25 protein-coding genes are annotated in these 26,086 nt (G+C 70.6%); 7 read left to right on the top strand and 18 right to left on the bottom strand.

What is annotated here, in order from left to right; all coding sequences use genetic code 11:
- Window positions 1-118 precede the first annotated feature (118 nt).
- The 3 genes from MYF83_RS31490 (at window position 119) to MYF83_RS31480 (ending at window position 2,032) form a co-directional block, all read left to right on the top strand.
- Window positions 119-406 carry a hypothetical protein gene (locus MYF83_RS31490; protein WP_248964390.1) on the top strand — a complete coding sequence of 96 codons (288 nt, stop codon included), beginning with the start codon at window positions 119-121 and terminating at the stop codon, window positions 404-406.
- Window positions 403-1,161, top strand: a complete 759-nt coding sequence (locus tag MYF83_RS31485; RefSeq protein ID WP_248964389.1) for a 4'-phosphopantetheinyl transferase family protein — start codon at window positions 403-405, stop codon at window positions 1,159-1,161. The genes MYF83_RS31490 and MYF83_RS31485 overlap by 4 nt, the downstream gene beginning before the upstream one ends.
- Before the next feature lie 145 nt (window positions 1,162-1,306).
- Complete coding sequence (locus MYF83_RS31480) at window positions 1,307-2,032, top strand: alpha/beta fold hydrolase (RefSeq protein ID WP_248964388.1); 726 nt, start codon at window positions 1,307-1,309, stop codon at window positions 2,030-2,032.
- A gap of 73 nt (window positions 2,033-2,105) precedes the next feature.
- Here MYF83_RS31480 and MYF83_RS31475 read toward each other — a convergent pair whose 3' ends face one another.
- The 8 genes from MYF83_RS31475 to MYF83_RS43190 all read right to left on the bottom strand — a co-directional run bounded on the left by MYF83_RS31475 (window position 2,106) and on the right by MYF83_RS43190 (window position 7,976).
- Window positions 2,106-2,945 carry a GDSL-type esterase/lipase family protein gene (locus MYF83_RS31475; protein ID WP_248964387.1) on the bottom strand — a complete coding sequence of 280 codons (840 nt, stop codon included), beginning with the start codon at window positions 2,943-2,945 and terminating at the stop codon, window positions 2,106-2,108.
- Window positions 2,942-3,427 carry a hypothetical protein gene (locus MYF83_RS31470; RefSeq protein WP_248964386.1) on the bottom strand — a complete coding sequence of 162 codons (486 nt, stop codon included), beginning with the start codon at window positions 3,425-3,427 and terminating at the stop codon, window positions 2,942-2,944. Before MYF83_RS31470 ends, MYF83_RS31475 begins: the two co-directional genes overlap by 4 nt.
- Window positions 3,428-3,431: 4 nt before the next feature.
- The gene (locus MYF83_RS31465; RefSeq protein ID WP_248964385.1) at window positions 3,432-3,992 is read right to left on the bottom strand and encodes a hypothetical protein; all 561 of its coding nucleotides are present in this window, start codon (window positions 3,990-3,992) and stop codon (window positions 3,432-3,434) included.
- Between the two features lie 171 nt (window positions 3,993-4,163).
- A complete protein-coding gene (locus tag MYF83_RS31460; RefSeq protein ID WP_372500301.1) occupies window positions 4,164-5,705 on the bottom strand; it encodes an acyl-CoA carboxylase subunit beta in 1,542 nt (513 codons plus the stop codon).
- A 205-nt stretch (window positions 5,706-5,910) separates the two neighbouring features.
- Window positions 5,911-6,159 carry an NAD-dependent epimerase/dehydratase family protein gene (locus tag MYF83_RS31455; protein WP_248964383.1) on the bottom strand — a complete coding sequence of 83 codons (249 nt, stop codon included), beginning with the start codon at window positions 6,157-6,159 and terminating at the stop codon, window positions 5,911-5,913.
- A gap of 83 nt (window positions 6,160-6,242) precedes the next feature.
- Window positions 6,243-7,229, bottom strand: a complete 987-nt coding sequence (locus tag MYF83_RS31450) for a helix-turn-helix domain-containing protein (protein ID WP_248964382.1) — start codon at window positions 7,227-7,229, stop codon at window positions 6,243-6,245.
- A gap of 135 nt (window positions 7,230-7,364) precedes the next feature.
- Window positions 7,365-7,820 carry a MarR family winged helix-turn-helix transcriptional regulator gene (locus tag MYF83_RS31445; protein ID WP_248964381.1) on the bottom strand — a complete coding sequence of 152 codons (456 nt, stop codon included), beginning with the start codon at window positions 7,818-7,820 and terminating at the stop codon, window positions 7,365-7,367.
- Between the two features lie 27 nt (window positions 7,821-7,847).
- A complete protein-coding gene (locus MYF83_RS43190; RefSeq protein WP_279340326.1) occupies window positions 7,848-7,976 on the bottom strand; it encodes a hypothetical protein in 129 nt (42 codons plus the stop codon).
- Window positions 7,977-8,217: 241 nt separating this feature from the next.
- On the opposite strand from MYF83_RS43190, the gene MYF83_RS31440 reads away from it, so the two are divergent.
- Window positions 8,218-8,736 carry a MarR family winged helix-turn-helix transcriptional regulator gene (locus tag MYF83_RS31440; protein WP_248964380.1) on the top strand — a complete coding sequence of 173 codons (519 nt, stop codon included), beginning with the start codon at window positions 8,218-8,220 and terminating at the stop codon, window positions 8,734-8,736.
- Here the strand turns inward: MYF83_RS31440 and MYF83_RS31435 are convergent.
- The 3 genes from MYF83_RS31435 to MYF83_RS31425 all read right to left on the bottom strand — a co-directional run bounded on the left by MYF83_RS31435 (window position 8,688) and on the right by MYF83_RS31425 (window position 11,808).
- Entirely contained in the window at window positions 8,688-9,731 is a 1,044-nt protein-coding gene (locus tag MYF83_RS31435) for a hypothetical protein (protein WP_248964379.1), read from the bottom strand. The genes MYF83_RS31440 and MYF83_RS31435 overlap by 49 nt on opposite strands.
- 391 nt (window positions 9,732-10,122) lie before the next feature.
- A complete protein-coding gene (locus MYF83_RS31430; protein ID WP_248964378.1) occupies window positions 10,123-10,557 on the bottom strand; it encodes an SgcJ/EcaC family oxidoreductase in 435 nt (144 codons plus the stop codon).
- Between the two features lie 66 nt (window positions 10,558-10,623).
- Window positions 10,624-11,808, bottom strand: a complete 1,185-nt coding sequence (locus MYF83_RS31425; protein WP_248964377.1) for an acyl-CoA dehydrogenase family protein — start codon at window positions 11,806-11,808, stop codon at window positions 10,624-10,626.
- 403 nt (window positions 11,809-12,211) lie between these two features.
- On the opposite strand from MYF83_RS31425, the gene MYF83_RS31420 reads away from it, so the two are divergent.
- Window positions 12,212-13,822 carry a 4-hydroxyphenylacetate 3-hydroxylase family protein gene (locus MYF83_RS31420; RefSeq protein ID WP_248964376.1) on the top strand — a complete coding sequence of 537 codons (1,611 nt, stop codon included), beginning with the start codon at window positions 12,212-12,214 and terminating at the stop codon, window positions 13,820-13,822.
- Window positions 13,823-14,174: 352 nt separating this feature from the next.
- Here the strand turns inward: MYF83_RS31420 and MYF83_RS31415 are convergent, their stop codons facing one another.
- The 6 genes from MYF83_RS31415 to MYF83_RS31390 all read right to left on the bottom strand — a co-directional run bounded on the left by MYF83_RS31415 (window position 14,175) and on the right by MYF83_RS31390 (window position 23,626).
- Window positions 14,175-15,044 (bottom strand): phytanoyl-CoA dioxygenase family protein, encoded by an 870-nt coding sequence (locus MYF83_RS31415; protein ID WP_248964375.1) that lies wholly within the window; start codon window positions 15,042-15,044, stop codon window positions 14,175-14,177.
- Between the two features lie 85 nt (window positions 15,045-15,129).
- The gene (locus MYF83_RS31410; protein ID WP_248964374.1) at window positions 15,130-15,405 is read right to left on the bottom strand and encodes a phosphopantetheine-binding protein; all 276 of its coding nucleotides are present in this window, start codon (window positions 15,403-15,405) and stop codon (window positions 15,130-15,132) included.
- 57 nt (window positions 15,406-15,462) lie between these two features.
- Window positions 15,463-16,839: a condensation domain-containing protein gene (locus tag MYF83_RS31405; protein ID WP_248964373.1), complete on the bottom strand. Its 1,377-nt coding sequence runs from the start codon at window positions 16,837-16,839 to the stop codon at window positions 15,463-15,465.
- Window positions 16,840-17,074: 235 nt separating this feature from the next.
- Window positions 17,075-18,679 (bottom strand): tyrosine 2,3-aminomutase, encoded by a 1,605-nt coding sequence (cmdF, locus tag MYF83_RS31400; RefSeq protein ID WP_248964372.1) that lies wholly within the window; start codon window positions 18,677-18,679, stop codon window positions 17,075-17,077.
- Between the two features lie 5 nt (window positions 18,680-18,684).
- Window positions 18,685-22,002 (bottom strand): non-ribosomal peptide synthetase, encoded by a 3,318-nt coding sequence (locus tag MYF83_RS31395; protein ID WP_248964371.1) that lies wholly within the window; start codon window positions 22,000-22,002, stop codon window positions 18,685-18,687.
- A gap of 217 nt (window positions 22,003-22,219) precedes the next feature.
- Complete coding sequence (locus MYF83_RS31390; protein ID WP_248964370.1) at window positions 22,220-23,626, bottom strand: FAD-dependent oxidoreductase; 1,407 nt, start codon at window positions 23,624-23,626, stop codon at window positions 22,220-22,222.
- On the opposite strand from MYF83_RS31390, the gene MYF83_RS31385 reads away from it, so the two are divergent.
- Both MYF83_RS31385 and MYF83_RS31380 read left to right on the top strand, forming a co-directional pair.
- Complete coding sequence (locus tag MYF83_RS31385) at window positions 23,619-24,017, top strand: hypothetical protein (protein WP_248964369.1); 399 nt, start codon at window positions 23,619-23,621, stop codon at window positions 24,015-24,017. The genes MYF83_RS31390 and MYF83_RS31385 overlap by 8 nt on opposite strands.
- Before the next feature lie 119 nt (window positions 24,018-24,136).
- Window positions 24,137-24,889 carry an SDR family NAD(P)-dependent oxidoreductase gene (locus MYF83_RS31380; RefSeq protein WP_248964368.1) on the top strand — a complete coding sequence of 251 codons (753 nt, stop codon included), beginning with the start codon at window positions 24,137-24,139 and terminating at the stop codon, window positions 24,887-24,889.
- A 91-nt stretch (window positions 24,890-24,980) separates the two neighbouring features.
- On the opposite strand, the gene MYF83_RS31375 is transcribed toward MYF83_RS31380, so the two are convergent.
- A partial coding sequence (locus MYF83_RS31375) for a heavy metal translocating P-type ATPase (RefSeq protein ID WP_248964367.1) occupies window positions 24,981-26,086 on the bottom strand: 1,106 nt, incomplete at its 5' end.

The raw sequence follows: 26,086 nt of genomic DNA, 5'->3' as shown, positions 1-26,086 counted from the left end.
GGACTGGAAATGAACCTCTCGAATGCGTCCCAGGTCGAACTCAGAACCGCTTTCGCGGGCACCGCCTGGGACTCCACCACCGCCACGCCCGGCACCACCTGGGATTAGAGGAAATCAAATGCTGGTCGAATTGACGATTCGCAGGACGGCCGGGGAGCCGTTGCCGGCCTCACCGGTCGACGGTATTCGAATCCTGGCCCTGCTCCCGAATGAATGGCGAAAGGACCTCAAGCACGTGACCGGCGACATCGCCATCCGCGTGCACACCGACGAGGAGACGACCGGCGCGCGGATACGCGCCCGGGTGACGGAGATCCTCACCAATCCCGAAGTCAGCGACTGGGAACTCGTGAACTGCCGCACCCTGACGAACGGCCGCCCAGAAAACAAGGAGGACATGCCATGAACGCCATCGCTCTCCGGACCGTCGACTGCCACATCTGGTGGGCCGACCCGCAGGACCACCCGATCAACGACCTGGTCGGCGTGCTGAACGTCACCGAGCTGAGGCGGGCCGCGGCCTACAAGCGCGAGCAGGACCGGCTCAGGTTCGTCACCGCCGCCTGGCTGCTCCGCACCGCCGCCGGCGCCCAGCTGGACATCTCCCCCGAGAAGGTCCCCGTCGAGCGGCGCTGCCCGAACTGCGACAAGCCGCACGGCAAGCCGCACGTCGTCACCGACGACGGGTTGCACGTCTCGATCTCCCACTCGGGCAACCGGGTCGCCGTGGCCCTGACCACCGCCGGGGCGGTGGGCGTCGACGTGGAGCAGGTGCCGACCGCCCCGGTCAGCGAGCTGGTGGGTTGCGCCCTGTCACGGAACGAGCAGGAGGTGCTGAAGACGCTTCCCGAGCGGCACCAGCAGGCCGGCTTCGCCCGGATGTGGGTGTGCAAGGAGGCGGTGCTGAAGGCCACCGGCCACGGCCTGCGGATCTCCCCGCACAAGGTGGAGGTCAGCGGCCCGCTGGAGGAGCCCGCGCTGCTCGGCTGGCCGCTGGACATCCCCCCGCACACGGTGCAGTTGCGCAACATCTACCCCGGCGACGGGTACGCCGGCGCCGTCGCCGTCCTCGGGGACGACCAGCCGATCAGGGTGTCCGAATGGGACGCCACCGCCCTTCGTCCCCTGTCGTCGCTCGCTGCGGCGCCCCTGGCCGCCTGACCACCGTTGACGCGATCCGGCACGAGACTGTTCAATAACTACGGAAATTCGTTCGACACGGCCCGCATACATAAAAAGCACCCCCAGGCCCGAATTCCGTACCGTTCAGGCAGTCCAGCCGTAAAGGAGAGGAAGCTGACCTGCCGTGAAAAATCATTTCATCCTGATTCCGGGCCCCTGGATGGGCGCCTGGGTGTGGGAGCCGGTGACCTGCGGGCTGCGCGCGCTCGGCCATCACGTCCGCCCGATCACCCTTTCGGGCCTTGCCAGTCCGGAGGCGGACGTCTCCGCCGTCGGCCTGGCCACCCATGTCGACGACGTGCTGGCGATACTGGAGAAAGACGACCTGCGTGATGTGATCGTCGTCGGCCACAGTTATTCGGGCATCGTCGCCGGCCAGGTGGCCGACCGCGCGCCCGACCGCGTGACGCGCACCGTGTTCGTCGAGGGATTCCTGCCGCACGACGGCAAATCGATGTTGCACGCCTTCCCCGAGCGCCAGCGGGCCGGGGAGCTGGAGCTGATCGCCGAGAACCGCGGCCGCTGGCCGATCCCCGATGTCACGATCGTGGCCGAGGGCCAAGATCTGTCGACCCAGCAGGCGCAGTGGCTGGTGGAGCGCTTCGTCGGGCATCCCGGGCACACCCTGTCGGAGCCGGCGGTCCTGACCCGCCCGCTGGCGCACCAGCGGGCGAGCTACATCGTCTGCTCGAAGGAGCACTTCGGCGGGCGCGTCTCGGAGGACGTCGCCGCCATGCGCGCCGAGCCCAACTGGACCTTCCACACCCTCGACACCGGCCACTGGCCGATGGTGTCGGCCCCCGACCAGCTCGTCACGCTGCTCACCTCGATCGCCTCCGAGCGCGTCTGACGCCGCCACCCCGGCGCGTGCGGCACCGCTCACGGCGGTCCCCGGCGGGGTCCTGACCGCACCGCCCGGCTCCTCAGCCGAGGGCGGGGATCCGGTCCCGGACGCCGGCCCGGCCGAACTCCGCGGTGAAGACGCCGGCGAACGCCAGAGCTATCTTGATCTCCCCCGCGTCGTTCGGGTGGACGCCGTCATAGGTGTCGTGGCGGGGATCGTAGACCTCGTTCAGATCGACCAGGACCGCTCTCGACCGGTCCGTCGACAGCGCCGCCAGCCTCGAAGGCAGCTCCCGGTTGCAGGAAATGATGTCGTCCGGAAGGCGCGGGTGCTCGCTCAGCGGCGTGCGGTGCACGACGTTTCCCACCAAGAACTGAATATCCGGATTTGCCGCACGGGCTCGGTGGACGAAGGCCTCCATGTCGGCGAGCACCCGTCCCGGGCCCGAGACGCCCCACGCCAGATCGTTGAACCCGAGCGCGACCATGAGACACCCGGGGCTGTGGGCGGCGACGGCCTCCCCGATGTTGTCCTTGGCCTCGTGGAGCAGGCGCCCCCAGCTCGCGTAATGCCTGCTGCCGGGGAAGTGGATCCCTTGCCGGTAGGCGCCGGCGTGGGCGAGGCCCGCCGGATCGGCCGGCCGGTCGTCCTGCCCGCCTGCGGACGGCACCCAGGTGCCCTCCCACGGTCCGACGAAGCGCACGGCGGTACCCCGCTCGAGGAGGATCCGCCACAGCCGGTAGCGCCAGGTGCAGTCCCCCTCCCTGCCCTGGCTGATCGAGTCACCGACGATCATGACGTCCCGGACCGCCCCGGCGCCGGCCTGGAACCGGCCGGCGGTGGCGGGGAAGGGGCCGGGAAGGGGTGGGAGCGGGCCTGGGACGGCCGGGAAGGGGCCCGGCACGAGCGGGGCGCTCATGCTCCGGACGCGCCACGCGCGGCCGCCGCCCCCGCCGCCGGGACGCCGGCCGGGCGGCGCAGGGACCCGGCGTACGGGAAGACCAGGATGGCCAGGCCGGCCAGGAGCAGCAGGGCGGTGAACACCCATTCGCGGGAGCCGCCCGGCCCATAGACCCGGCTGGGCCGCCCGACGTCGACGGCCCTGGTCGGCATCCCGGCCCGCAGGGCGTCGCGGTCGGCGCCGTAGAGCACGATGCCCGTCCGGCTGATCGTGCCGTCGTCGGAGCGGAAGTCCCCGCTCCACGAGCAGCTCTCGTGCCCGGGGTGCTGGATGCAGTCGAGGCCGCGGGCGGTGAAGACGCCGGGAACGCCGTCGGCCCGGGCCGCGCGGACGGCCGGGCCGATGTTGGGGATGGCGAGGTACAGCAGGAACGCCCCGATGAGCGTCAGGGCCACGGTGAAGACCGGCGACCGCCGGCGCCTCGCACGTCCGTCCGCCATCCTCTTACCGGCCGTACGCGGGAGCGCAGGCACAGGCCATCAGGACACGCTCGGACGGGGTCGGGCGCAGGTGGCGCACCATCGCCACCACCATGGGGATGAAGACGATCGCGTTGTAGAACAGGTGGAGCTCCACGCGGGGCGCGAATAGCTGCAGGATGCTGGTCGGCACCGGCCGGTTCGCCAGGTGCCAGCCCGTGAGCGCCTGGACCAGCAGGAGCAGGTGCTCGAAGTGGTGCCAGACCTGGATGCCGAGCGAGATGTTCCACCACGTGCGGGCGGTGCCGGTGAAGCCCTTCCTCAGCATGATGAGCCCGGCCAGCATGAGCAGCGCGTAGCCGTAGTGCATCCACTCGGAGGTGAACAGCCAGGGGTTGAGCACGCCGATGACCCCGAGCGCCTGGCGGGGCGGCCAGCCGAGCACCCACAGCTGGATCGCCTGCGCGACGTGCTCGGCCCAGTGGGCCACCACGATGAATCCGAAAACGTACAGCGCGATCCTGTGATAGCGGCCGTTCAGAGTGGAGATCTTGACGGGAGTCGCCGGAAGTGCCTCGGACGCCATGCGCAAACCTCGATCCAGGAATATGACCGTGTATCCGTCGCGCGTCTGGTCGCGTACGGGGTGCTTTCCCGGCCTCGCGTTCTGCGCGAAATGCTCCGGGAAACGCCAAGTCAATTGTTCCGGGCAGGTCCGCGGCGATTCTTCTTCACGTTTGCTGTCTTTCCCCGCGCGTCACAGGGGCACGTTGCCGTGCTTGCGCTGCGGCGACTGCTTGCGCTTATTACGCAGCATCGCGAGCCCGCGGGCGACCGCCGCGCGGGTGTCCACCGGGTCGATGACGTCGTCGACCAGCCCGCGCTCGGCCGCGTAGTGCGGATGCATGAGCTGCTCGGAGTACTCGCCGACGAGCTCCGAGCGGAGCCCCGCGGGGTCCACGGCGGCGGCCAGCTCCTTGCGGAAGATGACGTTCACCGCGCCTTCCGCGCCCATGACGGCGACCTCGTTGGTCGGCCAGGCGAGCGACAGGTCGGTGCCGATGGTGCGCGAGTCCATGACGATGTAAGCGCCGCCGTAGGCCTTGCGCACGATGACGTGGATGCGCGGCACCGTCGCCTCGCAGTAGGCGTACAGCAGCTTGGCGCCGTGCCGGATGATCCCGGCGTACTCCTGGTCGGCGCCGGGCAGGAAGCCGGGGACGTCGATGAGCGTCACGAGCGGGATGCCGAACGCGTCGCAGAACCGCACGAACCGCGCGGCCTTCTGCGAGGCGGAGACGTCGAGCACGCCGGCGAGCACCATGGGCTGGTTGCCGACGATGCCGACCACCTCCCCGTCGATCCGGGCCAGCACGCAGATCACGTTCTGCGCCCAGTCCTCGTGCAGCTCCAGGTAGTCGCCGTCGTCCACCAGCTCGGCGACGATCAGCCGCATGTCGTAGGGCTTGTTCGGCTCGACCGGGACGATCTCGGCGAGCCGGGGCCGCACGTCGGTGGCCGCGTCGCAGGACGGCGCGCCCGGCGGGAACTCCAGGTTGTTGGCGGGGAGCATCGAGACCAGGTAGCGCACCTCCGCGAGGCAGCTCTCCTCGTCGTCGTGCACGAACGTCGCGACGCCCGACCGCTTGCCGTGCACGTCGGCCCCGCCGAGCTCGGCGTGGGTGAACCGCCGGCCGGTCACCGCCTCGACCACGTCCGGGCCGGTGAGGTACATCTGCGCGGTGTCGCGGACCATGAAGGCGAAGTCGGCGAGCGCGACGGTGTAGGCGGCTCCGCCCGCGCACGGCCCGAGCACCACGCTGATCTGGGGGATGACGCCGGAGGCCTGGACGCTGCGCTGGAAGATCCCGCCGTACCCGCTGAGCGCCACCACGCCCTCCTGGATCCGGGCTCCTCCGCTGTCGATCAGGCCGATGAGCGGCGAGCCGGTGGAGATCGCGAGGTCCATCACCTTGTGGATCTTGGCCGCGTGTCCCGCGCCGAGCGAGCCGCCGAAGATCGTGAAGTCCTGGGCGTAGACGAACACCCGCCGGCCGTCGATCGTGCCGGATCCGGTGACCACGCCGTCGGTGTGCGGGCGATTCTCCTCCATCCGCAGGCCGTGCGCCTGGTGGCGGCGGTACATGTCCAGCTCGATGAAGGAGTCCTCGTCCAGCAGCATCGCGATGCGCTCGCGGGCCGTGCCCTTGCCGAGGGCGTGCTGGCGCTCGACCGCGGCGGCCCGGCCGGCGACGATGCCGTCGCGCAGCCCTCCGTGCCGCTCGCGCAGCGCCTCCATGGACTTGGCCTGCGGGCTCTCCGTCCCGCCCTCCCCGCTCTGCTGCCCGCCGGGACGCTCTCCCGCGTCCTTGTGCCGCCGCGGCACGGCGACCGGGACGAAATCGAGCTCGACGGTGCCCACCGGCGCCGGCGGCGGCGGGTAGTCCAGACTCGGGCTGGTCGCGATCCGCTCGGTCATGGCGGCCTCTCCCCTCATTGCGCACCTACGGACGACAGGCTCGGCCGTTCCAGTCCCGCCTGCCGGGCCGACAGGTGGCCGCTCTCGTGCAGCCAGCGCACCGTGTCACGGAAGGTCTCGGCGACGGGCGAGCCGGCGTCGGCGACGCCTCCGGGGCGGGGCCGGCCTTCGCGGTGTCGCGGACCAGCATGCGGACCCGGTGGCCTTTCCGTACGATCGCCGCGACCGAATGGGCGCCGACGAATCCGGTGCCCCCGGTAACGCTCACCAGCATCAGACCATCTCCTCTGATCCACACCAGTCAAAAGCCTGTGACTCCTCCCTGTCATCTCCGAGTGTGCGCCGCGCGTATTACCGTCAGATCCAGTTCTCTTCCTTGGCGCGCAAAGCCGCCTGGAAACGGTTCACGGCGCCGAGCCGGGCCATGAGATCGGCGACATAACGGCGGTAAGTGCGAACGGACACATCGATCTCGCGCGCCGCGATCTCGTCCTTGTCGGCCGTCGCCATGACCGCGAGGACTTTACGTTCCAGCTCGGAAAGGAGTGGCGCGTCGCTGCTCGGCTCGGTGAACTCCCGGAAATCGGTGGCCGCGTCCCATACGCCGTCGAAATAGGTGACCAGCTGCGAGACCAGGCCGGGTTCCTTCACCAGCAGCGCGCCGCGCGCGCTCTCCTTTGGGTGGATCGGGACCACCGCCACGCTGCGGTCGAATATCAGCATGCGGTCCATGGGGTCTTCTGTGATGTGAATCTGGCCGCCGAGACTGACGATCTCCCGCAGATATGTCACCATATTCTGGTCGTCCAGCGCCTTCGGGTGGTAAACGGCTTTCACCGCCAGCCCGCGGCGCAGCGATCGGGTGTCCAGCGGCAGCGCCGTCTCGATGGCGCCCAGCGAGAGCGGCCCGCCCGGGTGCAGGCACAGCGTCTCCTTGTAGGAGAAGAACCCGAGGTCGTCGAGCCGCTGGCGCACGCGGTCGAGCCCTTCCACGCGCTCGATGTCGAGCGCGGAGTTGGCGTTCTCACCGTGCTGCTGGTCCTCCACGAGCGGGGCGATGGCGTCGCGCGCGGTCAGGACGCGGCGGATCTCCGAGTTGAGCTCGTTGAGGCGCTGCTCGATGAGGCGCTCGATGCCGATCCTGGGCTCGGTGGCCACCACGCGATGCCGGTCGGTGAGATCGAGCAGGGACAGCCGGTCCAGCGTGTCGACGGCGGCCTCGATCGCGTCGGGGTCCAGGTCCAGCGCCTGCCTGATCGAGCCGATCCCGTCACCACGATGCCGAAGGAAGTACCGATAGATCTCGACCGCCTCAGCGGGGACACCGATGACGGAAATGTCCATGGCACGCCTCCAGGCCATGTACTTCACCCAGGGGAGCCTCAGGGCCTGTCTTCGACCCTTGCCAGGCTCCAGAGATATGTATGTTTACAAACTATCAGAGCAGTAGATGATTAGCGTGCTCGCATATTGCTCTGCTCAGCCTCCGCCGGCGAGCCGCGCGAGGATCCGGTCGAGGTGGGCGCGGTCCTCGGGCGCCAGCCCGCCGACCACCCGCTCGTGCACCTCGGCGGTCAGCGGGTGGAGCACCTCCACCAGCAGCGCGCGACCGGCGTCGGTCAGCTCGATGGCGTAGGCGCGGCGGTCGGCCCGGTCGCGGCCACGCGCCACCAGGCCCCGCTGCTCGAGGAGGTCGATGATGTGGACCATCGTCGACCGGTCGACGGCGAGCCGCCGGCCGATCTCCTGCTGGGAGAGCGGCCCGGCCGACTCCAGCACGACGAGCACGCCGTAGTCCCGCCAGCGGAGGTCGTCGCCTTTCAGCGCCTCCTCCAGCCGCAGCGTGACCTCGCGCGCCACGTCGTTGAGCAGCCAGCCGGTGGACTCGGCAAGCATCCGCGCCGTCGGCACGGACTCGTGCCCGTTCCCGCTCATAGCCCCAACCTCCCAGCGGGCCGCCCATCAGCCTTCCGGCTCATCGGCCGCCTGCGAGTCAGCCCACGCCGTCACGATCTCACGGACCTCGTCCCAGATCTCGGAGACTTGATCCCACGTGGTCCCTGCGTCAGGGACGGCCGGCCTGTCAGACATGAGGACCTCCTCACCACCAACGGTGGAACCCCGGCCGAGCCTCCCTCGCCCGCCTCGCCCCCACGCAATAAGTAGCTTCGCAGATCATCAGCTTTCATGTCAATCAGTGATGCTGATGATTTCGACCGTGACGGTCGGTTGCGCCGCCCATCTCACCGTGTGACACTCGTGCCAGGCGGAGGCGTGCTCCATATGCGGCATGCCGCACATTTCGGGACAGGTGACCACGGAAGGTACGTCTGTGAGCGCTGATTCTCCGAGTACCGACGTTCCCCTGCCGGACTTCTTGTCCAGCTCCACCAGCATCCTGCTCGGTAAGGCCAACGATCTGTTCGACGAGATCCTGGAAGCGGCCGTGGAGCCCTTCGGGCTCCGGTCGAAGGACTTCATCGTGCTCACGGCCATCGACTCCATCGGGCCCCAGTCACAGCAGCAGCTCGCCCGCACCCACGGCATCGACAGGACCACCATGGTCAGCGTCGTGGACGGGCTGGAGCGCCTCGGGCTCGTCCAGCGCGCACGCAACCCCGACGACCGGCGCAAGTACGCGATCGGTCTCACGAGCGAAGGTCAGGCGCTGCTGCGGCACAAGCTCGGCCCCGCCATGCTGAACGCCCTCGACACCTTCCTCGCCCCCTTCACCCATGACGAGCGCGAGATCTTCAACAAGTTCCTGTGGCGCCTGGTGCACGAACGCGGCCAGGCTCCTGATCAGGGCACCGGGCAGGGAAGGGTCGTGCCCGGCGGCACCGTGCGGTAGCAGGCCGCGCCCGGGCAGACCACCTTCACCGCGTCGCCGAACTCCCCCAGCGTGACCAGGATCGGCTCGTGCCCGAACCGGCGGCAGGCGATGTCGGCCCAGCCGGGCGTCCCCTCCCGCATCTCGGGCTGGTCGAGCGCCGACGCGTCGGCGTCGAGCGCGGACCACTCCAGGTAGGCCAGGTAGTCCACCTCGCGGTGCCACACCGTGAGCCGGCGCAGCGAGTCGGCGGTCGACAGGGTGTTCCACGGCTGCGCCCGCGCGGCGATCGCCCGCAGGAACGCCTCGGCGACCGCCTCCCGCGCCGAGCGCGCGGCGGCCGTGGCGATCGTGGTGCCCTCGCCGCTGACGCCGACGACGGCGATCTGGAAGTCCGGGCCGGGCAGCACGAACGCCGACACCCGCAGCCCGAGGGCGGGGATCGCCGCCGCCGCGCCTTCGGGGATCATCATGGACAGGTGCTGGGAGACCCTCAGGAGCGGCATGCGCGGGCTCGTCCACCAGCGCGTGACCATGTCGTGGGCCAGCAGGTCGGCGATGGCCCCGGAGACGCCGCCGGCGTCGTCGTCGATCACGCCGACCGCGGTGGGCTCGACCCGGCAGTCCCGGTCACCCATCCACACGACCTCGGCAGGGAGCATGTACCGCTCCCGGCTCAGCAGGCCGGTGCCCGCGACGCGGGAGTGGTTGTCCGACGGCGCCTCTGGCATGAAGTCCGACAGACACAGTTCCCTGCCGTCGTCCTGGTCGCAGGGCTCCGCCACGCCGTCCGGCAGCCGGTACAGCGCGTCCAGCGCCGCGGCCCGCACCTTCGCCCTGCCCCGCGCGACCTCCGGGGAGAAACCCGCCGCGACGGTGAGGACACCGGTCTCGGGACGGTGCGCGTAGGCCAGGTACACCTCCCCGCCGAGGCACTCGGCGAACTCCTCCTGCAGGCGCACCGGAGGTGGCGAGGCCGAGATGGCCGTCCGCGCGCTGTCGGGTGTGGGCGCCATCAGTCACTCCTCGCGACGGATCCCGGACCTCCGAAGATCCCATGGGGAATCCCCTCGGCCGGATGCCGCCGGTGGAAGGGCCTTGCCACTGACCGGACCGCGAGCCGGGCGTCCCCGGCGTCGAGCACCCCGATTCGTGTCGCGGACCGCACAAGATGCGGACACGACTTCAATGGAACAGGCCCGGTAAAGGACGCGTCAACGCGAAAGGCCCTATTCAGCAACGTGGAAGAAGAGATATGCGGCCGACGGCCGGACACCACATGTGGTGTCCGGCCGGAGGATATGTTCGTCCCTTCGAATTCTCGCTGGGCGGCCGACGCGGGCGGGAAACCCTCGCGGCGCATATGTGAATTCACTCCCTGTCCGGGAGCGTCGGGCGGGAGCGCGATCAGGCGGTCCCGCGAGGGCTGTTCTGGTAGGCCGCGAGCTTCCACTCCCCCTCGTGCCTGGCGACGACCCAGGTGGCCCTGATGGCGCGCTCGGCGGGCACCTCGGTCTCCCCGGCGGCCAGCACACCGCCCTGGGTGATCACCAGAGCCGCGTCCGCGCCGAGGAACCGCAGGTCGAGCGGCTGGCCGGTCACCTGGGTGCCCTTGTAGGGGCCCTCGAAGGCGCCCGCCATGAAGGCCTCGATGTCCGCGGTGCCCTTGCGGTACGAACCGGGAAGGATCATGGTGCCGTCCGGGGTGAAGACCTCGGCGAAGGCCTTGGCGTCATGGCGTGCCCACGCCGCGACGATGCGTCCGGGGACTGCGACGACGGCGGCCTTGTCCGCGTCGGACACGACCTGGTCGATGGTCGCTGAGGGATTGGATGTGGCCATGGGTGAACCCTTCGGAAGGAGAGGCGGTACTGGGAGACGATCGCGGCCCGGGCGCGGGCTCCGGGCTCAGATGTAGAGGGTGTTGGGCTCCAGACCGCAGAGGATCCGCCCGTACAGCTCGGCGTTGGTGTCCGGGTGCATCAGGGCGTGCAGGTTGACGGCCTGGATGTCGCGCGCGATCCGCTGGATCGGCACGTGGCTGTAGATGGACGAACCGCCGCTGGCCGTGTTGAGCACGTCCACGGCCTCCTTCGCGAGCCGGCACACCGCGCCCATGTCGGCGCGGGCCCTCGCGCGCTCCTCCAGCGTCCAGGACGCGCCCTCGGCGCCCTTGCCGTCCACCAGCGCCGCCAGGCGGTGGGCGTGGAACTCGGCCTCGTCGATCTTCATGGCGGCGTCGGCGACCTGCAGGTGGGTCAGCGGGGCCTCGGCCTGGCTGGAGTAGGCGGTATAGGTGATCTTGCGCTCGGGAAGGCGCTCGAGGAAGGTCTCCAAGGCCCCCTTGGCCAGGCCGATCGTGGTCCCGACCGAGGACGCCGAGGCGACCGGCAGCAGCGGAGCCCGGTAGATCGGGCGGCCCGCGTTGGCCGGCGAGGCCGACTGGCCCTGCAGCACCGCGGGCAGGGGAAGCCAGCGCTCGGCCGGGACGAACACGTCCTGCGCGATGGTGCTGACGCTGCCGGTGCCCTTGAGGCCGGAGGTGTGCCAGTCGTCGACGACCTGAAGGTCGGAGATCGGGACCACCGCGATGATCGGCAAGGGCTCCCCCTCCCCGCCGACCAGGACCGCCACGACGACCTGCCAGTGACTGTGCAGCGCGCCGCTGATGAAGCCCCACTTGCCGTTGACCACGATGCCGCCGTCGACCGGAGCGGCCATCGCCGTCGGGCTCAGCGTCCCGCACACCCGCACGTCGGGGGTGGAGAACACCTCGTCCTGGACCTCGTCGGGGAACATGCAGGTCATCCAGGTCGGGATCCAGTACACCGACGCCACCCAGGAGGTGGAGCCGTCGGCCCTGCCGAGCTCCGACGCCACGTCGACCAGCGTGCGGGTGTCGGACTCGTAGCCGCCGTAGCGCACGGGCACCCGCAACTTGAAGATCCCGGCGTCGGCGAGGGCCTCGATGCTCTCCTCGTGGATGCGCCGGTTCTCCTCCGCCCACGCCGCGTTCTTGCGCAGCAGCGGCACCAATTCGGCCGCCCGGCGGACGAGCTGTTCCCGGGTCGGAACATCGGTCGTCAGCACCATATCCTCCTAGAAAGTCCGGCGAGAAAATGCGGAGCCGGCAAGATACGCCGGATGGCCCGAATTCGAACGTGACCGGATGGCCGTCCGCCGATGCTCACCATCCGACGGTCGCACCGGCCACGTGGAACACGCATCTTCTGAATTGCGAAACGCCCACGCCGGAGGCGGGACACCGCAACGTCAGAGATGTGCCGGTGAAATGCCCGATGTGATGATTAAGGTCCGCTACAGGCTTCCGGTGTGCCCGCTCATCACCGTCGCCGAGCGGAACGTGTCGTCGGCGACACTCCGGCCCCGGCCCTTTCCCGATCCTTTCTGCCGGCGCGCGCGACAGCGGACCTTTCTTCGGGCGCGTCCCATGGACGGCGAGCTCGACGGCTACCGATTCACCTGAGGAGTTGAGGTGCGAGAAGAGGAAAGAAGTCCGGCAGCCGGCGACGCGGCCCCCCCGCACGGCGCGGCCGACAACAGGCCGAAGACGCGCCCGTTGACCGGCGAGGAGTACATCGAGAGCCTGCGCGACGACCGCGAGATCTACCTGTACGGCGAGCGTGTCAAGGACGTCACCTCCCATCCCGCGTTCCACAACCCCATCCGGATGACCGCGCGGCTGTACGACGCGCTGCACGACCCGGACCAGCGCGACGTCCTGACCAAGCCGACCGACACGGGTAGCGACGGCTACACCCACCGGTTCTTCACCACGCCGCACAGCGTCGAGGACCTGGTCGCCGACCAGCGGGCCATCGCCGCCTGGGCGCGCATGAGCTACGGCTGGATGGGGCGCAGCCCCGACTACAAGGCCTCCTTCCTCGGCACGCTCGGCGCCAACGCCGACTTCTACGAGCCGTTCGCCGACAACGCCCGGCGCTGGTACAAGGAGTCGCAGGAGAAGGTCCTGTACTGGAACCACGCCATCGTGCACCCCCCGGTCGACCGCAACCGGCCGCCGGACGAGGTCGCCGACGTCTTCGTCCACGTGGAGAAGGAGACCGACGCGGGGCTCGTCGTCAGCGGGGCCAAGGTCGTGGCCACCGGGTCCGCGCTCACCCACTACAACTTCATCGCGCACTACGGCCTGCCCATCAAGGACAAGAAGTTCGCGCTGGTCGCCACGATCCCCATGGGCGCGCAGGGCATGAAGCTCATCTGCCGGCCGTCCTACTCGACCGCCTCCACGGTGATGGGGACGCCGTTCGACTATCCGCTCTCCTCACGCCTGGACGAGAACGACACGATCCTCGTCCTGGACAAGGTGCTCATCCCGTGGGAGAACGTCTTCGTCTACGGCAACCTCGGCAAGGCGCTGCTGTTCACCGGGCGCTCGGGGTTCTTCGAGCGCTTCACCTTCCACGGCTGCACGCGCCTGGCGGTGAAGCTGGAGTTCCTCGCCGGCCTGCTGATCAAGGCCACGGAGATGACCGGCACCAAGGACTTCCGCGGCGTGCAGACCCGCATCGGCGAGGTCCTCGCCTGGCGCAACCTGTTCTGGGCGTTCTCCGACGCCGCCGCGCGCAACCCCGTGGAGTGGAAGGACGGCGCCCTGCTGCCCAACCCCGCGTACGGGCTGGCCTACCGGTGGTTCATGCAGATCGGTTACCCGAGGATCAAGGAGATCATCCAGCAGGACATCGCCAGCGGGCTGATCTACATCAACTCCAGCTCCGAGGACTTCAAGAACCCCGACATCCGGCCCTACCTGGACAAGTACGTCCGCGGCTCGGACGGCAGCGACGCCGTCGAGCGCATCAAGGTCATGAAACTGCTCTGGGACGCCGTAGGCACCGAGTTCGGCGGGCGGCACGAGCTCTACGAGCGCAACTACGCCGGCAACCACGAGAACACCCGGGTCGAGCTGCTGAACGCGCAACTGGTGGGCGGCGAGGTGGACGGCTACAAGGCCTTCGTGGACCAGTGCCTCAGCGAGTACGACCTGGACGGCTGGACCGTCCCGGACCTGTCCTCGTTCGACCACCTGCGCCGCATCGGCAACGGCAGCACCCTCAACGGCTGACCGTCCCCTACCCCGCCGCGCACACGAGACCACCGATCCTCGCATCGGTGGTCTCGTCGCGTTCGCCGCCTCACCCGCCGTACGACGGCGCCGACTTCGCCGTACCCCTCCTCGCCGACCCGGCGCCGGGATGGAGGGCACGCGGGGCGGGGAGAAGAAGAGGGCCGCCTGGGTAAGGAGTCACCGCACGGGGCCCGGACGGCGTCCTTAGGCAGGAGTCACCGCACGGGCCCCGACGGCGTTCTTAGGCAGGAGTCACCGCACGGGCCCCGACGGCATCACCGGGCAATGAGAATCGGCGGAGGTCGTGGGACCTCCGCCGATCTGCCGTGCCGTGATGGAGCCGCCGGTGTCAGACCTTGGCCGGCGTGACAGGCACGCCGGGCGCCTCGTCGTTCTCGAGGACGAGGTACGGGTCCTCCATCTCGTACCAGCCGAGGCCGGGCGGGCAGCGGTCGTAGCCGAGAAGGCGGCGCACCTCCTCCGGGTAGGCCAGCACGGCCTCCTTGGGCACCGCGAGGTACTGGTTCTCCTCCTGGCGCAGGTTCCCGAGGTCCAGCGCGATGGTCATGCCGGTGCGCGGGGTGTCGGTGTCGTTGCGACCGCCGCCGTGGTAGACGCCGCCCAGCCAGATCAGGCCCGACCCGGCGGCCATCTCGGTGGGGAAGGCCTCCGCGGCCTCCGGGGCGCGCTCGTCGTCCCAGTGGTGGCTGCCGGGGATCACCATGGTGCCGCCGTTCGCCGCGGTGAACTCGCTCATGGCCAGCATGAGCTGCACCCGGCTCGTGGGGCCGGGGTGGCGGCGCAGGTGCAGCGCGTCGTCCCGGTGCAGGGGCTGCTTGCCCTGCCCGGCGTGGAGCTGGATCAGCTGGGTGCCGCTGATCTGGATGGTCGGGGTCATCTCGACCCGCGACTTGCCGACCCACATGGGCACCGGCCGCTGCATGATCGCGCGCGCGGCCCCCAGATACAGGCGCTGCGTCACCACGGGCGTCAGGTGCGTCGTGCGCGCGAACAGCGACGACACCCGCCGGGTCCGCTTGCCGTTGTACCAGTCCTGGCTGTAGGCGCAGGCGTCGAGGGCCGGCCCGAAGTCGTCCCACAGCGCCGCGAGCGTGGCGTCGTCGACGAAGTCCTCGACGATCACACCTCCGTCTCGCTCCAGGATCTCGACGACCTCATCGAGGTCGGCATCGGGTCGCACCCGGGTCAGGCCCGCCATCGCAGACCACCTTTCCTCATGAGAGTTGTCCCCGCGGGCGCGCGGCGGTCCCACGCGGGAGCCGCGGATGAGCGGGCCACCGACTTCACACCCGGGTGGGGTCGCCGGCCTTGCCGACGACGGTGCGGACGAACCCGGCGAGGTCGGGGTCCTCCTCGAAGATGTCGCCGACCTCGATGAAGATGCCGAGCTCTCCCTCGACGCGCGACACGAGCCGGTTCGCCGCCATGGACTCCCCGTTCAGCTCGAAGAAGGTCTCATCCTCGTGGCCTTCGGGCACCTGGAGGACGGCCCTCCAGATCTCCTCGACCCTCTTCTCGATCTCCGGAACGGTGAACTTCCCGGTGCCCTCTGTACTCATTGGCTGTCCTCTCGCCTGGCAGGCTTTCTCGATCGCTCGACGGGCTGGTGCGGCCGGTCAGGCCCACCGCAGCGGTGCGTCGGGAGCGGTGACCGCTCCCGCCACCACCTGGTGGAACTCCGACGCCATGTGCGTGATCGTGCTCTTGTCGAACAGGTTGCTGTTGAACCCCAGGGTTCCGACGATGTCGCCCGAGGAGTCGATCTCCAGGTGCCACATCGCGCCGTCCGGGATGTCACCGCCCACGGGCTGCGAGAGCAGCCGCCGGCGGATCTCTGCGTAGGTGAGGCCGCCGGCCGTCTCGCCGTCGGTGGCCAGCGGGGACCGGAAGACCTGGAAGGCGCACACGGCGCGGTCGTCCTCGATCGAGGGCAGCATGAGCTCGGGCGCCTCTTCCAGCACCTCGGCGAACGGGATGTCGTTGGTGTAGGCCTCGATGCAGGTGGCGCGGGTCCGCTCGACGACCTGGCGGAACGTGTCGCATCCGGCCAGGTCGATCCTGAGGGGGACGAAGTTGAAGAAGGAGCCGACCGTGTCCTGGAAGCGGGGCTGGCCGCGTCCGGAGGTGAAGGTCGGGACGACGATGTCGGTGCTGCCCGTCAGCTGGCGCAGGAGCGTGGCGTAGGCGGCGAGCAGCACCATGAAGGGCGAGCTGCGCGTGCTCCTGCCGATCTCCGACACCGAGGAGGTCAGCTCGGCCGGGATCCAGAAACGGTGCCAGGCGGTCGCCTTGGGCAGGTTCGCCGAGCGCGGGTGGTCGGTGGGCGTGGCCAGGATGCGCGCGTCCCGCAGCTTCTCGCGCCAGTACTCCCTTGCCCTGCCCGACGCCGCCTCGGCGGTGCTCTCGTGCTGCCAGCGCGCGTACTCCTGGTACTGGCACACCTCCGGCAGTTCGACCGCGTACCCGGCGCGCAGCGCGTAGCAGACGGCGAGGTCACGCATGATCAGGCGCATGGACCACTCGTCGGCGGCGGTGTGGTGCGCGATGAGCACGAGGACCGCGTCGTCGTCGCCGAAGCGGCCGAGGACGGCCCGCAGGAGGGGCAGCTCCCCGATGCCGTAGGCGCCGGCCTCGATCTCGATGAGCAGTTCCTCGGCGCGAAGCTCGCGCGCGCCGGGCTCGACGCCGGTGAAGTCGTGCACCAGCAACGCCGTCGGGGTCGGCGGCAGGACCTCCTGGTACCTGTCCGCGGCCGCCCTGACGATCAGCGTGCGGAGCGACTCGTGGCGCGTCACCACGTCGTCTAGGGCGTCCTGCAGAGTCTCGGTGTCCACCTCTCCGCTGAGCCGCCAGCCGCAGACGATGTTGTACTTGGGACCGAACGGCCCCTCCTCATCGCCCTTGTCGAAATTGCAGAGGAATTCCTGGTTGAAGGAGAGCGGAATTCTCTTCGCCACGTCGATCGACGCGTGCGGTGCCGCAGAAATGGTCATGACGCTCCAGATCCTCCTTCAGGTCTGCGCGAGGTGACGTCGGCGCCGCCGGGTACGCGCGGAATTCCTCGATGCACAGGAGAAATCGCCCGGCCGCCCGGCCCGGGGCGGGGAGAATGGTCCGCGCGGCCATATCGATTAACTGTATCCATCCCGAGCCGGGTCCCTGTTCTTCTAAATTGCTGTGTGCCGGCGCCTCCGTGACCGGGGCGGGCGCCGGCGGGTGACCGAAGGTTCAGCGCAGCTCGACGTCCACGCTTCCGGCGGCCTCGAGGAACTCCCCGCGGGACACCGCGGCGGCCACCAGCTCGATGTCGTCGGACATGTACCGGTCGCGGTCCAGCGTCGGCACCAGCGAGCGCACGAGGCCGTACGTCGCCTTCCCGGCCGGGCTGAGGTCGTCGTACCGTCCCGACACGTCGACCGCCTGCGCGGCGGCGAGGAACTCCACGGCGAGGATGCGGTTGTTGTTCGACAGCACCCTGCGCGCGTTGCGCGCCGCGATGAGGCCCATGCTGACGACGTCCTGGTTGTCGCCGTTGGACGGGACGCTCTGGGTGCTGGCCGGGCCGATGGTCCTGTTCTCGGCGACCAGCGCGGTCGCCGGGTACTGCGCGCCGGCGAACCCGCTGTTGAGCCCGGGGTCGCCCGCCACGAGGAACTCCGGCAGCCCGTCGCTGAGGTGCCGGTTCAGCAGCCGGTTGGTGCGGCGCTCGGAGAACACCCCGAGCTGGGTGAGCGCGATCGTGACGTAGTCCATCGCGAACGCGATCGGCTGGCCGTGGAAGTTGGCGCCGTGGAAGATCTCCTGGCCTTCGAAGAACAGCGGGTTGTCGTTGGAGGAGTTCAGCTCGATGCGCAGCTTCTCGGCCGCGTGGTACAGGGTGTCGCGGACCGCGCCGACGACCTGCGGGATGGCGCGCAGCGTGTACGCCTTCTGGATGTAGACCTCGGTGCGGTCCACGCCGTTGCCGGCCCGCTGCTCCTGCGCCTGCCGCCGCAGCTCGGCGTGCTCCAGCGTCAGGCCGCTCCCCCGCATCAGCGCCCGCATGTTGGCCGCCGTGTCCATCTGCCCCTGGTGGGGGCGGGCGATGTCGTGGCCTTCGGCGAGGAACGGGCTGGTCGAGCCGCGCAGTGTCTCGACCACCAGGGCCGTGACGATCTCGGCCTGCCGCACCTGCTCCACCGCGCGCCCGACGACCAGCGACCCGAGACCGGTCATCCCGGAGGTGCCGTTGATCAGCGAGAGGCCCTCCTTGAAGCGCAGCTGCAGCGGCTCGATGCCGTGCTCGCGCAGGACCGTCGCCGTCTCCACCCGCTTGCCCTCGCGCAGCACGTACCCCTCGCCGATGAGCGTGGTGGCGATGTGCGCCAGGGTCGCCAGGTCGCCGCTGGCCCCGAGCGAGCCGATCTCGGGGATGGCCGGGGTGATGCCCAAGTTGAGGTACAGCGCCAGGCGCTCGAGCAGCTCGGGCCGCACCGCCGAGTAGCCCCTGGCCAAGGCGTTCAACCGGGCGGCGAGGATGGCCCTGGCCTCGTCCTCGGCGAACAGGGGGCCGACCCCGGCGCTGTGGCTGCGGACCAGATTGGTCTGGAGCTCCACCTCCTTGGAGGTGTCCACCAGCATGTAGATCATCTCGCCGTAGCCCGTGGTCACGCCGTAGACGGGGATGCCCTGCCGTACGGTCTCCTCGAACATCTGCCGGCTGGTGGCGGCTCTCGCCAGCGCCGCGGGGGCCACGGTGACCGTCGCCCAGTCCTCGGCCACCCGCCGGACATCGGCGATCTCCAGGTTCTCACCGTCGAAATCAACGGACAGTTCGGTTTCCAGCAGAGTCACGATTCTCACCCCATCATGGTTTGGGTAACAGCTTTTTCCGGTATGGATCGCGCCTCGATGAGAGCGGCCAGACCGGCCGGCGTCGGGTCGGCGAAGAACTGCGGGAGAGAGACCGCCGTTCCGAAACGCATGCGAATCCGATCGAGCAGTGAAGGGATCAAAAGGGAATTCCCGCCCGCCGCGAAGAATGAGACCTCCGCGTCGACGCGGTCCGCGCCGAGCAGTTCCGACCAGACGGCGGCCACCTCGCGTTCCACGGCGGTCGGCGACGTCTTCGCGGCGCGGCCGGCCGTGGAGGGGGCGGGACGCGGCAGCGCGTTCCGGTCGACCTTGCCGCCGACGTTGCGAGGGAGCGCGTCCAGGGTCCTGAACGACACCGGCGGCATCGCCTTCCCGAACCGCCGCCGCAACGCCGCACGCCACACATCGGGCGTGGCCTCGGCCGTTTCGTCCGGCGCGGTGCGCGGCACGACGTAGGCCACCAGGCGGCTCACCAGGCCGTCGGGGCCGGGCACCGCCACCACGGCGCACCCGGCCACCGACTGGTGGGCGGCCAGCGCCGCCTCGATGTCGGTCAGCTCCATGCGGACGCCGTTGAACTTGACCTGGAAGTCCCCGCGCCCGCCGAACTCCAGCGTCCCGTCCCACCGCCTGCGGCCGAGGTCGCCGGTCCGGTAGGCGCGGTGTGCCGGGTCGAAGCCGCGGAGCGGCAGGAATGGCGAGCGCTCGCCGGACGCGGCGCCGGCGTACCCGGGGGTGACGTGCGGGCTCCGGATGACCAGGTGCCCGGTGACGCCCGCCGGGCAGGGCCGGTCCTGGTCGTCCAGCACCAGGACCTGCCGTCCGGGAATGGACCTGCCGATCGGCGCCACCCCGTACACCGGGCCGGTGATCTCGTGCCAGGTCGCCAGGATCGCCTCGGTCGGACCGTACAGGTTGACCAGCCGGGCACCCGGCAGGGCCGTGCGCAGCCCGTTCGCCAGTTCCCCTGCCAGCGGCTCCCCCGCGAGCAGCAGATGCGTCAGCTCGGGGAGCGGCCCGGCGTTCCGCACGGGGTTCTGTGCGGGGTCCTGTTCGGCGAGCGCGCCGAGGAGTTGCCGGGCGAAGCTGGGGACGGTCTGGAAGTGCGTGATGCGTTCCGCCGCCAGCCAGCCGGCCATCCTGTCCGGGTTCGCCCGGATCCGGTCGGGAACCGGGCACAGCGTCGCGCCCGCCGCCAGCGTGGCGAAGATCTCGACGAGGCTCGCGTCGTACCCCGGCGCGGCCCACTGCGCCACCCGCGCCCCGGGCCCGATGCCGAACTCCCCGGCGAACCAGGTGACGAAATGCGCGAGGGCGGCGTGCGACTGCGGGATGCCCTTCGGCCGCCCGGTCGAGCCCGAGGTGTAGGCGACGTAGGCACGCGTCTCCGGCCCCGCGGACGGTGGGGCGGCCGACGCCGACGAAAGAGCGCCGGTCAGGGGTGGCGGGGACGCCAGGTTCAGGATCCATCCGCCCAGCTCGCGGTGGTGCCAACCGGCGAGCTCATCGCCGGCCGGCTCACCGTCCAGCACCAGGCAGGCCGGGACGAGGTCGGCGAGCACCGCCTTACCCCGTTCACCGGTGTCGCCGGTGCCCAGGCACACCAGGTGGGCGCCGGCGTCGAGCACGCCGAGCAGCGCCGCGGCCTGCCGCGGCCCCTGGGGCATCCGGACCGCCACCGGCAGCCCCTCGACGCCATCGCCCGCCCGCAGCGCGGCGGTCACCGGCGCGGCGAGCTCCTCGATCTCGCGGTAGGAGACCTCGGCCCCATCCCAGGCCACCGCCACCGCGTCCTGGCGGCCCCGCGCCCGCAGGTGGACCAGCTCGTGGACCGGCGGGCCGTCCTCGACGGCGGCGCCGGTCAGGTCGGCCTCGCGCACCGCCGCACCGATCCGGATGGCGTCCTCCATGGGCAGCTCGTCGATCGGAAGGTCCGGCTCGCGGAGCGCGGCCGCCAGCAGGGTGCGCAACTGCCGGAGCATGTGCCGCGCGGACATCCGGTCGAACAGGCTGTCGCGGTATTCCAGGCATCCGGTGACCGAGGGCGCGGCGCGGTCCACGACCAGGGCCAGATCGGTCCTGGCCGAGCCGTTGCCGACCGGCACCGGCCGGACCACCGCGCCGGGCAGTTCGAACTCGGGCTCCGGCAGGTCGCGGTGGACGAGCATCACGTCGCACATGGGGACGCGGTAAGGATCCCGGCCGGGGTTCACGGCGCGCACCAGCTCGCCGAAAGGGAGACCCCTGTGCTCGTGGGCCGCGTCCGCCAGCCGGGCCGCCCTGCGGAGCACCTCCCGGAAGGCGGGACGGCCGGACAGGTCGCCGCGCAGCACCAGGAGGTCGTCGAACGGGCCGATGGCGTCCTCGAAGCCCGGTGGGCGGAAGGCCGCCGTGGCGCCCACCACGGGCCGGTCCTCGCGGCCGTACCGGCCCAGCAGGCACTGCACGGCCGCGAGCAGGACGGCGAACGGCGTCGTGCCTTCGGCGCGGGCCAGCGCGGCCAGATCGCGCGCGAGGTCCCGTCCCCAGTCGAACCGCACCTGGTCGCCGTGGAAGGACGGCCCGGCGGGACGGGCGCGGTCCACCGGAAGCGCCGGGGAGGCCGGGGCCGGCGCCAGCGCGGAGATCCACCAGTCCCGAAGGCGGCGGAGCTCCGCCGCACCGGCCGGCTCGCGCTGCCACCGCGCGAACTCGGCGTACTGCGGCGGAAGCGCCTCTCCCACCGGCAGCCCCGTCTGCGCGCCTCCGGACGGCGCGCCTCCCACGGGGCGCGCGGCCGGCGCGCCTTCTTCAGGCCCGCCGGTCAGCGCGGCCGCGTAATGGGCGGCGAGCTCGTGCGCCAGGATCGACAGGGAACGGTCATCGGCGGCGGCCCGGTGCAGCACCAGCGCGACGGCGTGCTCGCCGTCCCCGAGCCGGGCGACGGCCAGCCGGGCCGGCGGGCCCTCCGCGAGGTCGAACGGTGTCGCGGCCTGCTCCGCGCACCATCGCAGGGCGGCCGCCTCGTCAACGGCCGGAGACACGCCCTCGCCCGCCGTGCCCGTCAATGAGCGCGGATCCGCCACGTGGCCGGCGACCAGGGACGCGCCGTCGCCGGTCGGCGGCGTCGCCGCGCGCAGGTCGGTGAACGACGGGGCCGCCGCGCGCAGGTCGGTGAAGGACGGGGCCGCCGGAGGTCCGGCGGCGATCGACCGCACCGGCCGGCCGCCGGCCTCGGCGAGGGTGGTCCTGAGGGTCTCGTGCCGGCCGGCCACCTCGCGCCAGGCCGCGCCCAGGGCGGCGAGGTCGAGGTCGCCGCTCACTCGGTACGCCCTGTGCAGGTGATGCGCAGGCGACCCGGGGACCAGCCTGTCGAGGAACCACCAGCCATCCTGCGCGTGCGATGTCACGGCTCGCCGGGGACCGGCCTCACAGGGAGGAGATGCCTCAGTCAACATGTTCCCTTCGAGGTGCGGCCGCCGCGCGGAACTCCTCGGCGGCCGGTCTCATCGCGTCATCCCGGTGGCGGGCCATCTCCTTCTAGGAGGTCGGGACCTTGCTCTTGTCGGGGGCCGGGATCGGGCGGGTCTTGACCGGCGGGGTGGCCGACTTCGACAGGCCCGTCGCGGCCAGCAGCACGCGGAGCAGGAACTTGGGGCTCATCAGGGTCTTCGGGTGCTCGACCTGGCCGGCCACGCGCATGTAGCCGGCGGTGACCCGGCTGTCGCGGGCGGCGGCGGTCTGCACCAGCGTCATGAACGCCTGCTCCAGCTTGAGGCTCAGGGGCCGCTTGCCCTCGACGCCGGGGAAGCTGAGGTCGACGTTGTGGGTCACCTGCCACGGCGGGTCGATGACGTTGCGGGCGAGGTCGCGGAAGTAGTCCAGCGGTTGCGGGGCGGCCCCGCTGTGCAGGTGCTCGCGTATGGTGAGCGCCGACAGCGCGGCGACGGTCATGCCGCCCGCGTAGACCGGGTTGAACGTGGTGACGGCGTCGCCGACCACGAGCAGGCCGTCGGGGAAGCGGTCCATGTCCTCGTAGCGGCGCCGCAGGGTCGTCGGGAAGCGGAACGCGACCGGCTCCTCCAGCGGCTCGGCCTGGATCACCGCGTCGTAGATCTCCTGGATGCCGAGCGACCTGATGAACTCGAACAGGCCCTCCTGGTCGGTCGGCGGGTGGTCGCCGAGGATCCCGTAGGTGGTCATCTCGGCCCGGTCGCCGTCGGTCTTGGCGAACAGGATGCCGCGCGGCAGCTTGGGGTAGGCCACGCCGTTGATCGACAGGTCGCCCTTGTAGGGGTCGTCGCGCAGCTTGTAGTGCTGGGTCACGTAGCCGAGACCGATCTTCTTTCGGTCCTCCTTGACCCGGGCGTAGCCGAGGTCCTCCAGCCAGATGGGGGTGCGCGAGCCCCGGCCGGTGGCGTCGACGACGAGGTCGGCCTCGATGACCTCCACGCCCTTGTCACCGTCGAGGTTCTGCACCCGCACGCCGGTGATCTTGCGGCGGTCCGAGGTCGCCTCCAGGCCGAGGATGTCGTGCCGCTCGGCGAAGCTCACGTTCCCCAGCGCCTCCGTCCGCCTGCGCACGTGGAACTCCAGCATCGGCCGGCTGGCGCCGACGCACAGCATGTCGGCCTTCTGCTGCTTGAGCCGCTTGCCCCTGACGTACCAGCGCACGGTCCCGGCCAGGTCGCCCTGGGGGACGCCGTCGGCGAACAGCTCCTCGGTGATCCCCGGGTACATGCTCTCGATGGCCCGCTGGCCGCGGGTCAGCAGGCCGCTGATGTGGCGTCCCTGCGGGCAGCCGCGTCGCGGCTCGCTCACGCCGACCAGCAGGTCGCGGTCGACTACGACGACCTCGTCGTAGGCGTCGGCGAGCACTCTGGCAGCGAACAGTCCCCCAAGGCTTCCGCCGAGCACCACCGCGCGGGTATTGGCGTCGTTGCCCATCGTGGTCATCTCCTCGAATTTCCGTATTCTGATCCGGCATCGTCTGTGCGGCCGCCGGCCGGCCGGCGAAGGACCGGCCTTTTCCTGCATGGCGACCACCCGCGCCGCCTGGATTTCCACGCCGGCCGTGACCGGGGCCGTGGTGAATCGTCGCGTTGAACGTGAGAACCCGAGAACTCCGCCGCCGTGCGGGCGAATGGATCCGGCTTCGGAGAAAGACGCCGAGGAGCTCGGAAATGAACACCCGGCGAGCGTGCCGGTGTCGCCGCCGGCCCGATCCGCCGGCATCACCCGCCGATCAGCACCGCTACATCGTCACGCCGGATCACGCCATGACGCATCTCCGGAAATGCTGTCCCGGCGGCCCGACCGGCGCTGGAGTTACCCGTGAGAAGGCCGGTAAGGGTTTATCGGGCACCGTACGCGCGCTCGCGTCATTTCCGTTCACCTTAAATGAAGAGCGCAATTCCGGAGATGTACGGGAAGACGGGCGGATGTGACGCTGGCCGCATGGCCGAGTTCACAGGTAAGACGGTACTGATCACCGGTGGCGGCAGCGGCATGGGCCTGGCCACCGCACAGCGGCTGCTGGACGCCGAGGCCCGCGTGGTGCTCGCCGGACGCGGCGAGGACCGCCTCGAGGCGGCGGCGAAGGACCTCGACGCGGGCGACCGCGTCCTGGCGGTCCCCACGGACGTCGCCCGCGCCGGCGATCTCGACCGGCTCTTCTCGCGGATCCAGGAGCGCTTCGGCGGACTTGACGGCGTCTTCGCCAACGCCGGCATCGCCGGGTTCGCCCGCAGCGGGGACGTCACCGAGGAGGACTTCGACACCATCGTCGGTACCAACTTCAAGGGCGTCTACTTCACCGTCCAGAAGTCGCTGCCGATCCTCCGCGACGGCGGCTCGGTGGTCGTCAACGGGTCCTGGCTGACCCACCGCGGTCTCGCCTTCACCTCGGTGTACGCGGCGAGCAAGGCCGCCGTCGTCAACCTGGCCCGCACCCTGGCCCCCGACCTCGGCACCCGCGGCATCCGGGTGAACGCCATCAGCCCCGGCTACATCGTGACCGAGATGTTCGAGGCCATCTCCACCACCGAGGAGGCCCAGGAGGAGTGCCGCGGCCACGTGGCGCTCGGCCGGCTCGGCATGGCCGCCGACATCGCCGACGCCGCGTACTTCCTGCTGTCCTCCCGGGCCTCCTACATCACCGGCCAGGAGCTCGTCGTCGACGGCGGCCTGACCACTTCCGTCCCCCTCTGACCGGGCCCGGAGAAGGCCGCCGGGCTCCCCCCGCCCGGGCGGCCTTCTCCAGGCCCTCTTTGATGTGACGCCGCACGAGGAGGGCCATTCGTCAGTGGAAGCGGCGCAGGCGGAGGCTGTTGGTGACGACGAAGACCGAGGAGAACGCCATGGCGGCTCCGGCGATCATGGGGTTGAGCAGGCCCGCGGCGGCCAGTGGCAGGGCGGCCACGTTGTAGGCGAAGGCCCAGAACAGGTTGCCCTTGATGGTGGCCAGCGTGCGGCGGGACAGGCGGAGGGCGTCGGCCGCGACCCGCAGGTCGCCGCGGACCAGGGTCAGATCGGAGGCCTCGATGGCCGCGTCGGTGCCCGTGCCCATCGCCAGCCCCAGATCGGCCTGGGCCAGCGCCGCGGCGTCGTTGACCCCGTCGCCGACCATGGCGACGGTACGGCCTTCGGACTGCAGCCGCTTGACCACCTCCACCTTGTCGGCGGGCAGCACCTCGGCGATGACCTCCTCGATGCCGACCTCGGCGGCGACCGTCCGGGCGACCGCCTCGTTGTCGCCGGTGAGCAGCACCGGGGTCAGCCCGAGCGCCCGCAGCTCGCGGATCGCCCGAGCCGAGGTGGGCTTCACGGTGTCGGCGACGACCAGGACCGCGCGGGCCTGGCCGTCCCAGCCGACCGCGACGGCGGTACGGCCGGCCACCTGGGCTGCGTGCACCGCCCGCTCCAGGCCGGCGGGCAGGTGCTGGGACCACTCGGCCAGCAGCCGGGGACGGCCGACCAGCACGGCATGCCCGTCCACGACGCCCTGGACGCCGAGCCCTTCGACGTTGGCGAAGTCCTCGGCCGCCGGCAGTTCCCCTGCGCGCTCGGCCGCTCCGCGGGCGATGGCCTGGGCGATCGGATGTTCGGAGGCGTGCTCCAGCGCGCCCGCCAGGCGCAGCACCTCGGTCTCGTCCTGGCCGTCGGCCAGGTGGACCTCGGCCAGGGTCATCTTGCCCTCGGTGACCGTGCCGGTCTTGTCCAGCACGACCGTGTCGATCGCGCGGGTGGACTCCAGCACCTCCGGCCCCTTGATCAGGATACCGAGCTGGGCGCCCCGGCCGGTGCCGACCAGCAGCGCGGTCGGGGTGGCCAGGCCCAGGGCGCACGGGCAGGCGATGATCAGCACCGCCACGGCCGCGGTGAAGGCGGCGCCCGCGCCGCTCCCGG

The sequence above is a fragment of the Sphaerisporangium perillae genome, from assembly GCF_023276435.1.
GTDB lineage: Bacteria > Actinomycetota > Actinomycetes > Streptosporangiales > Streptosporangiaceae > Sphaerisporangium > Sphaerisporangium perillae.
Note: the sequence above shows the minus strand (reverse complement) of the source record. Positions and strands in the feature narration are given on the sequence as shown.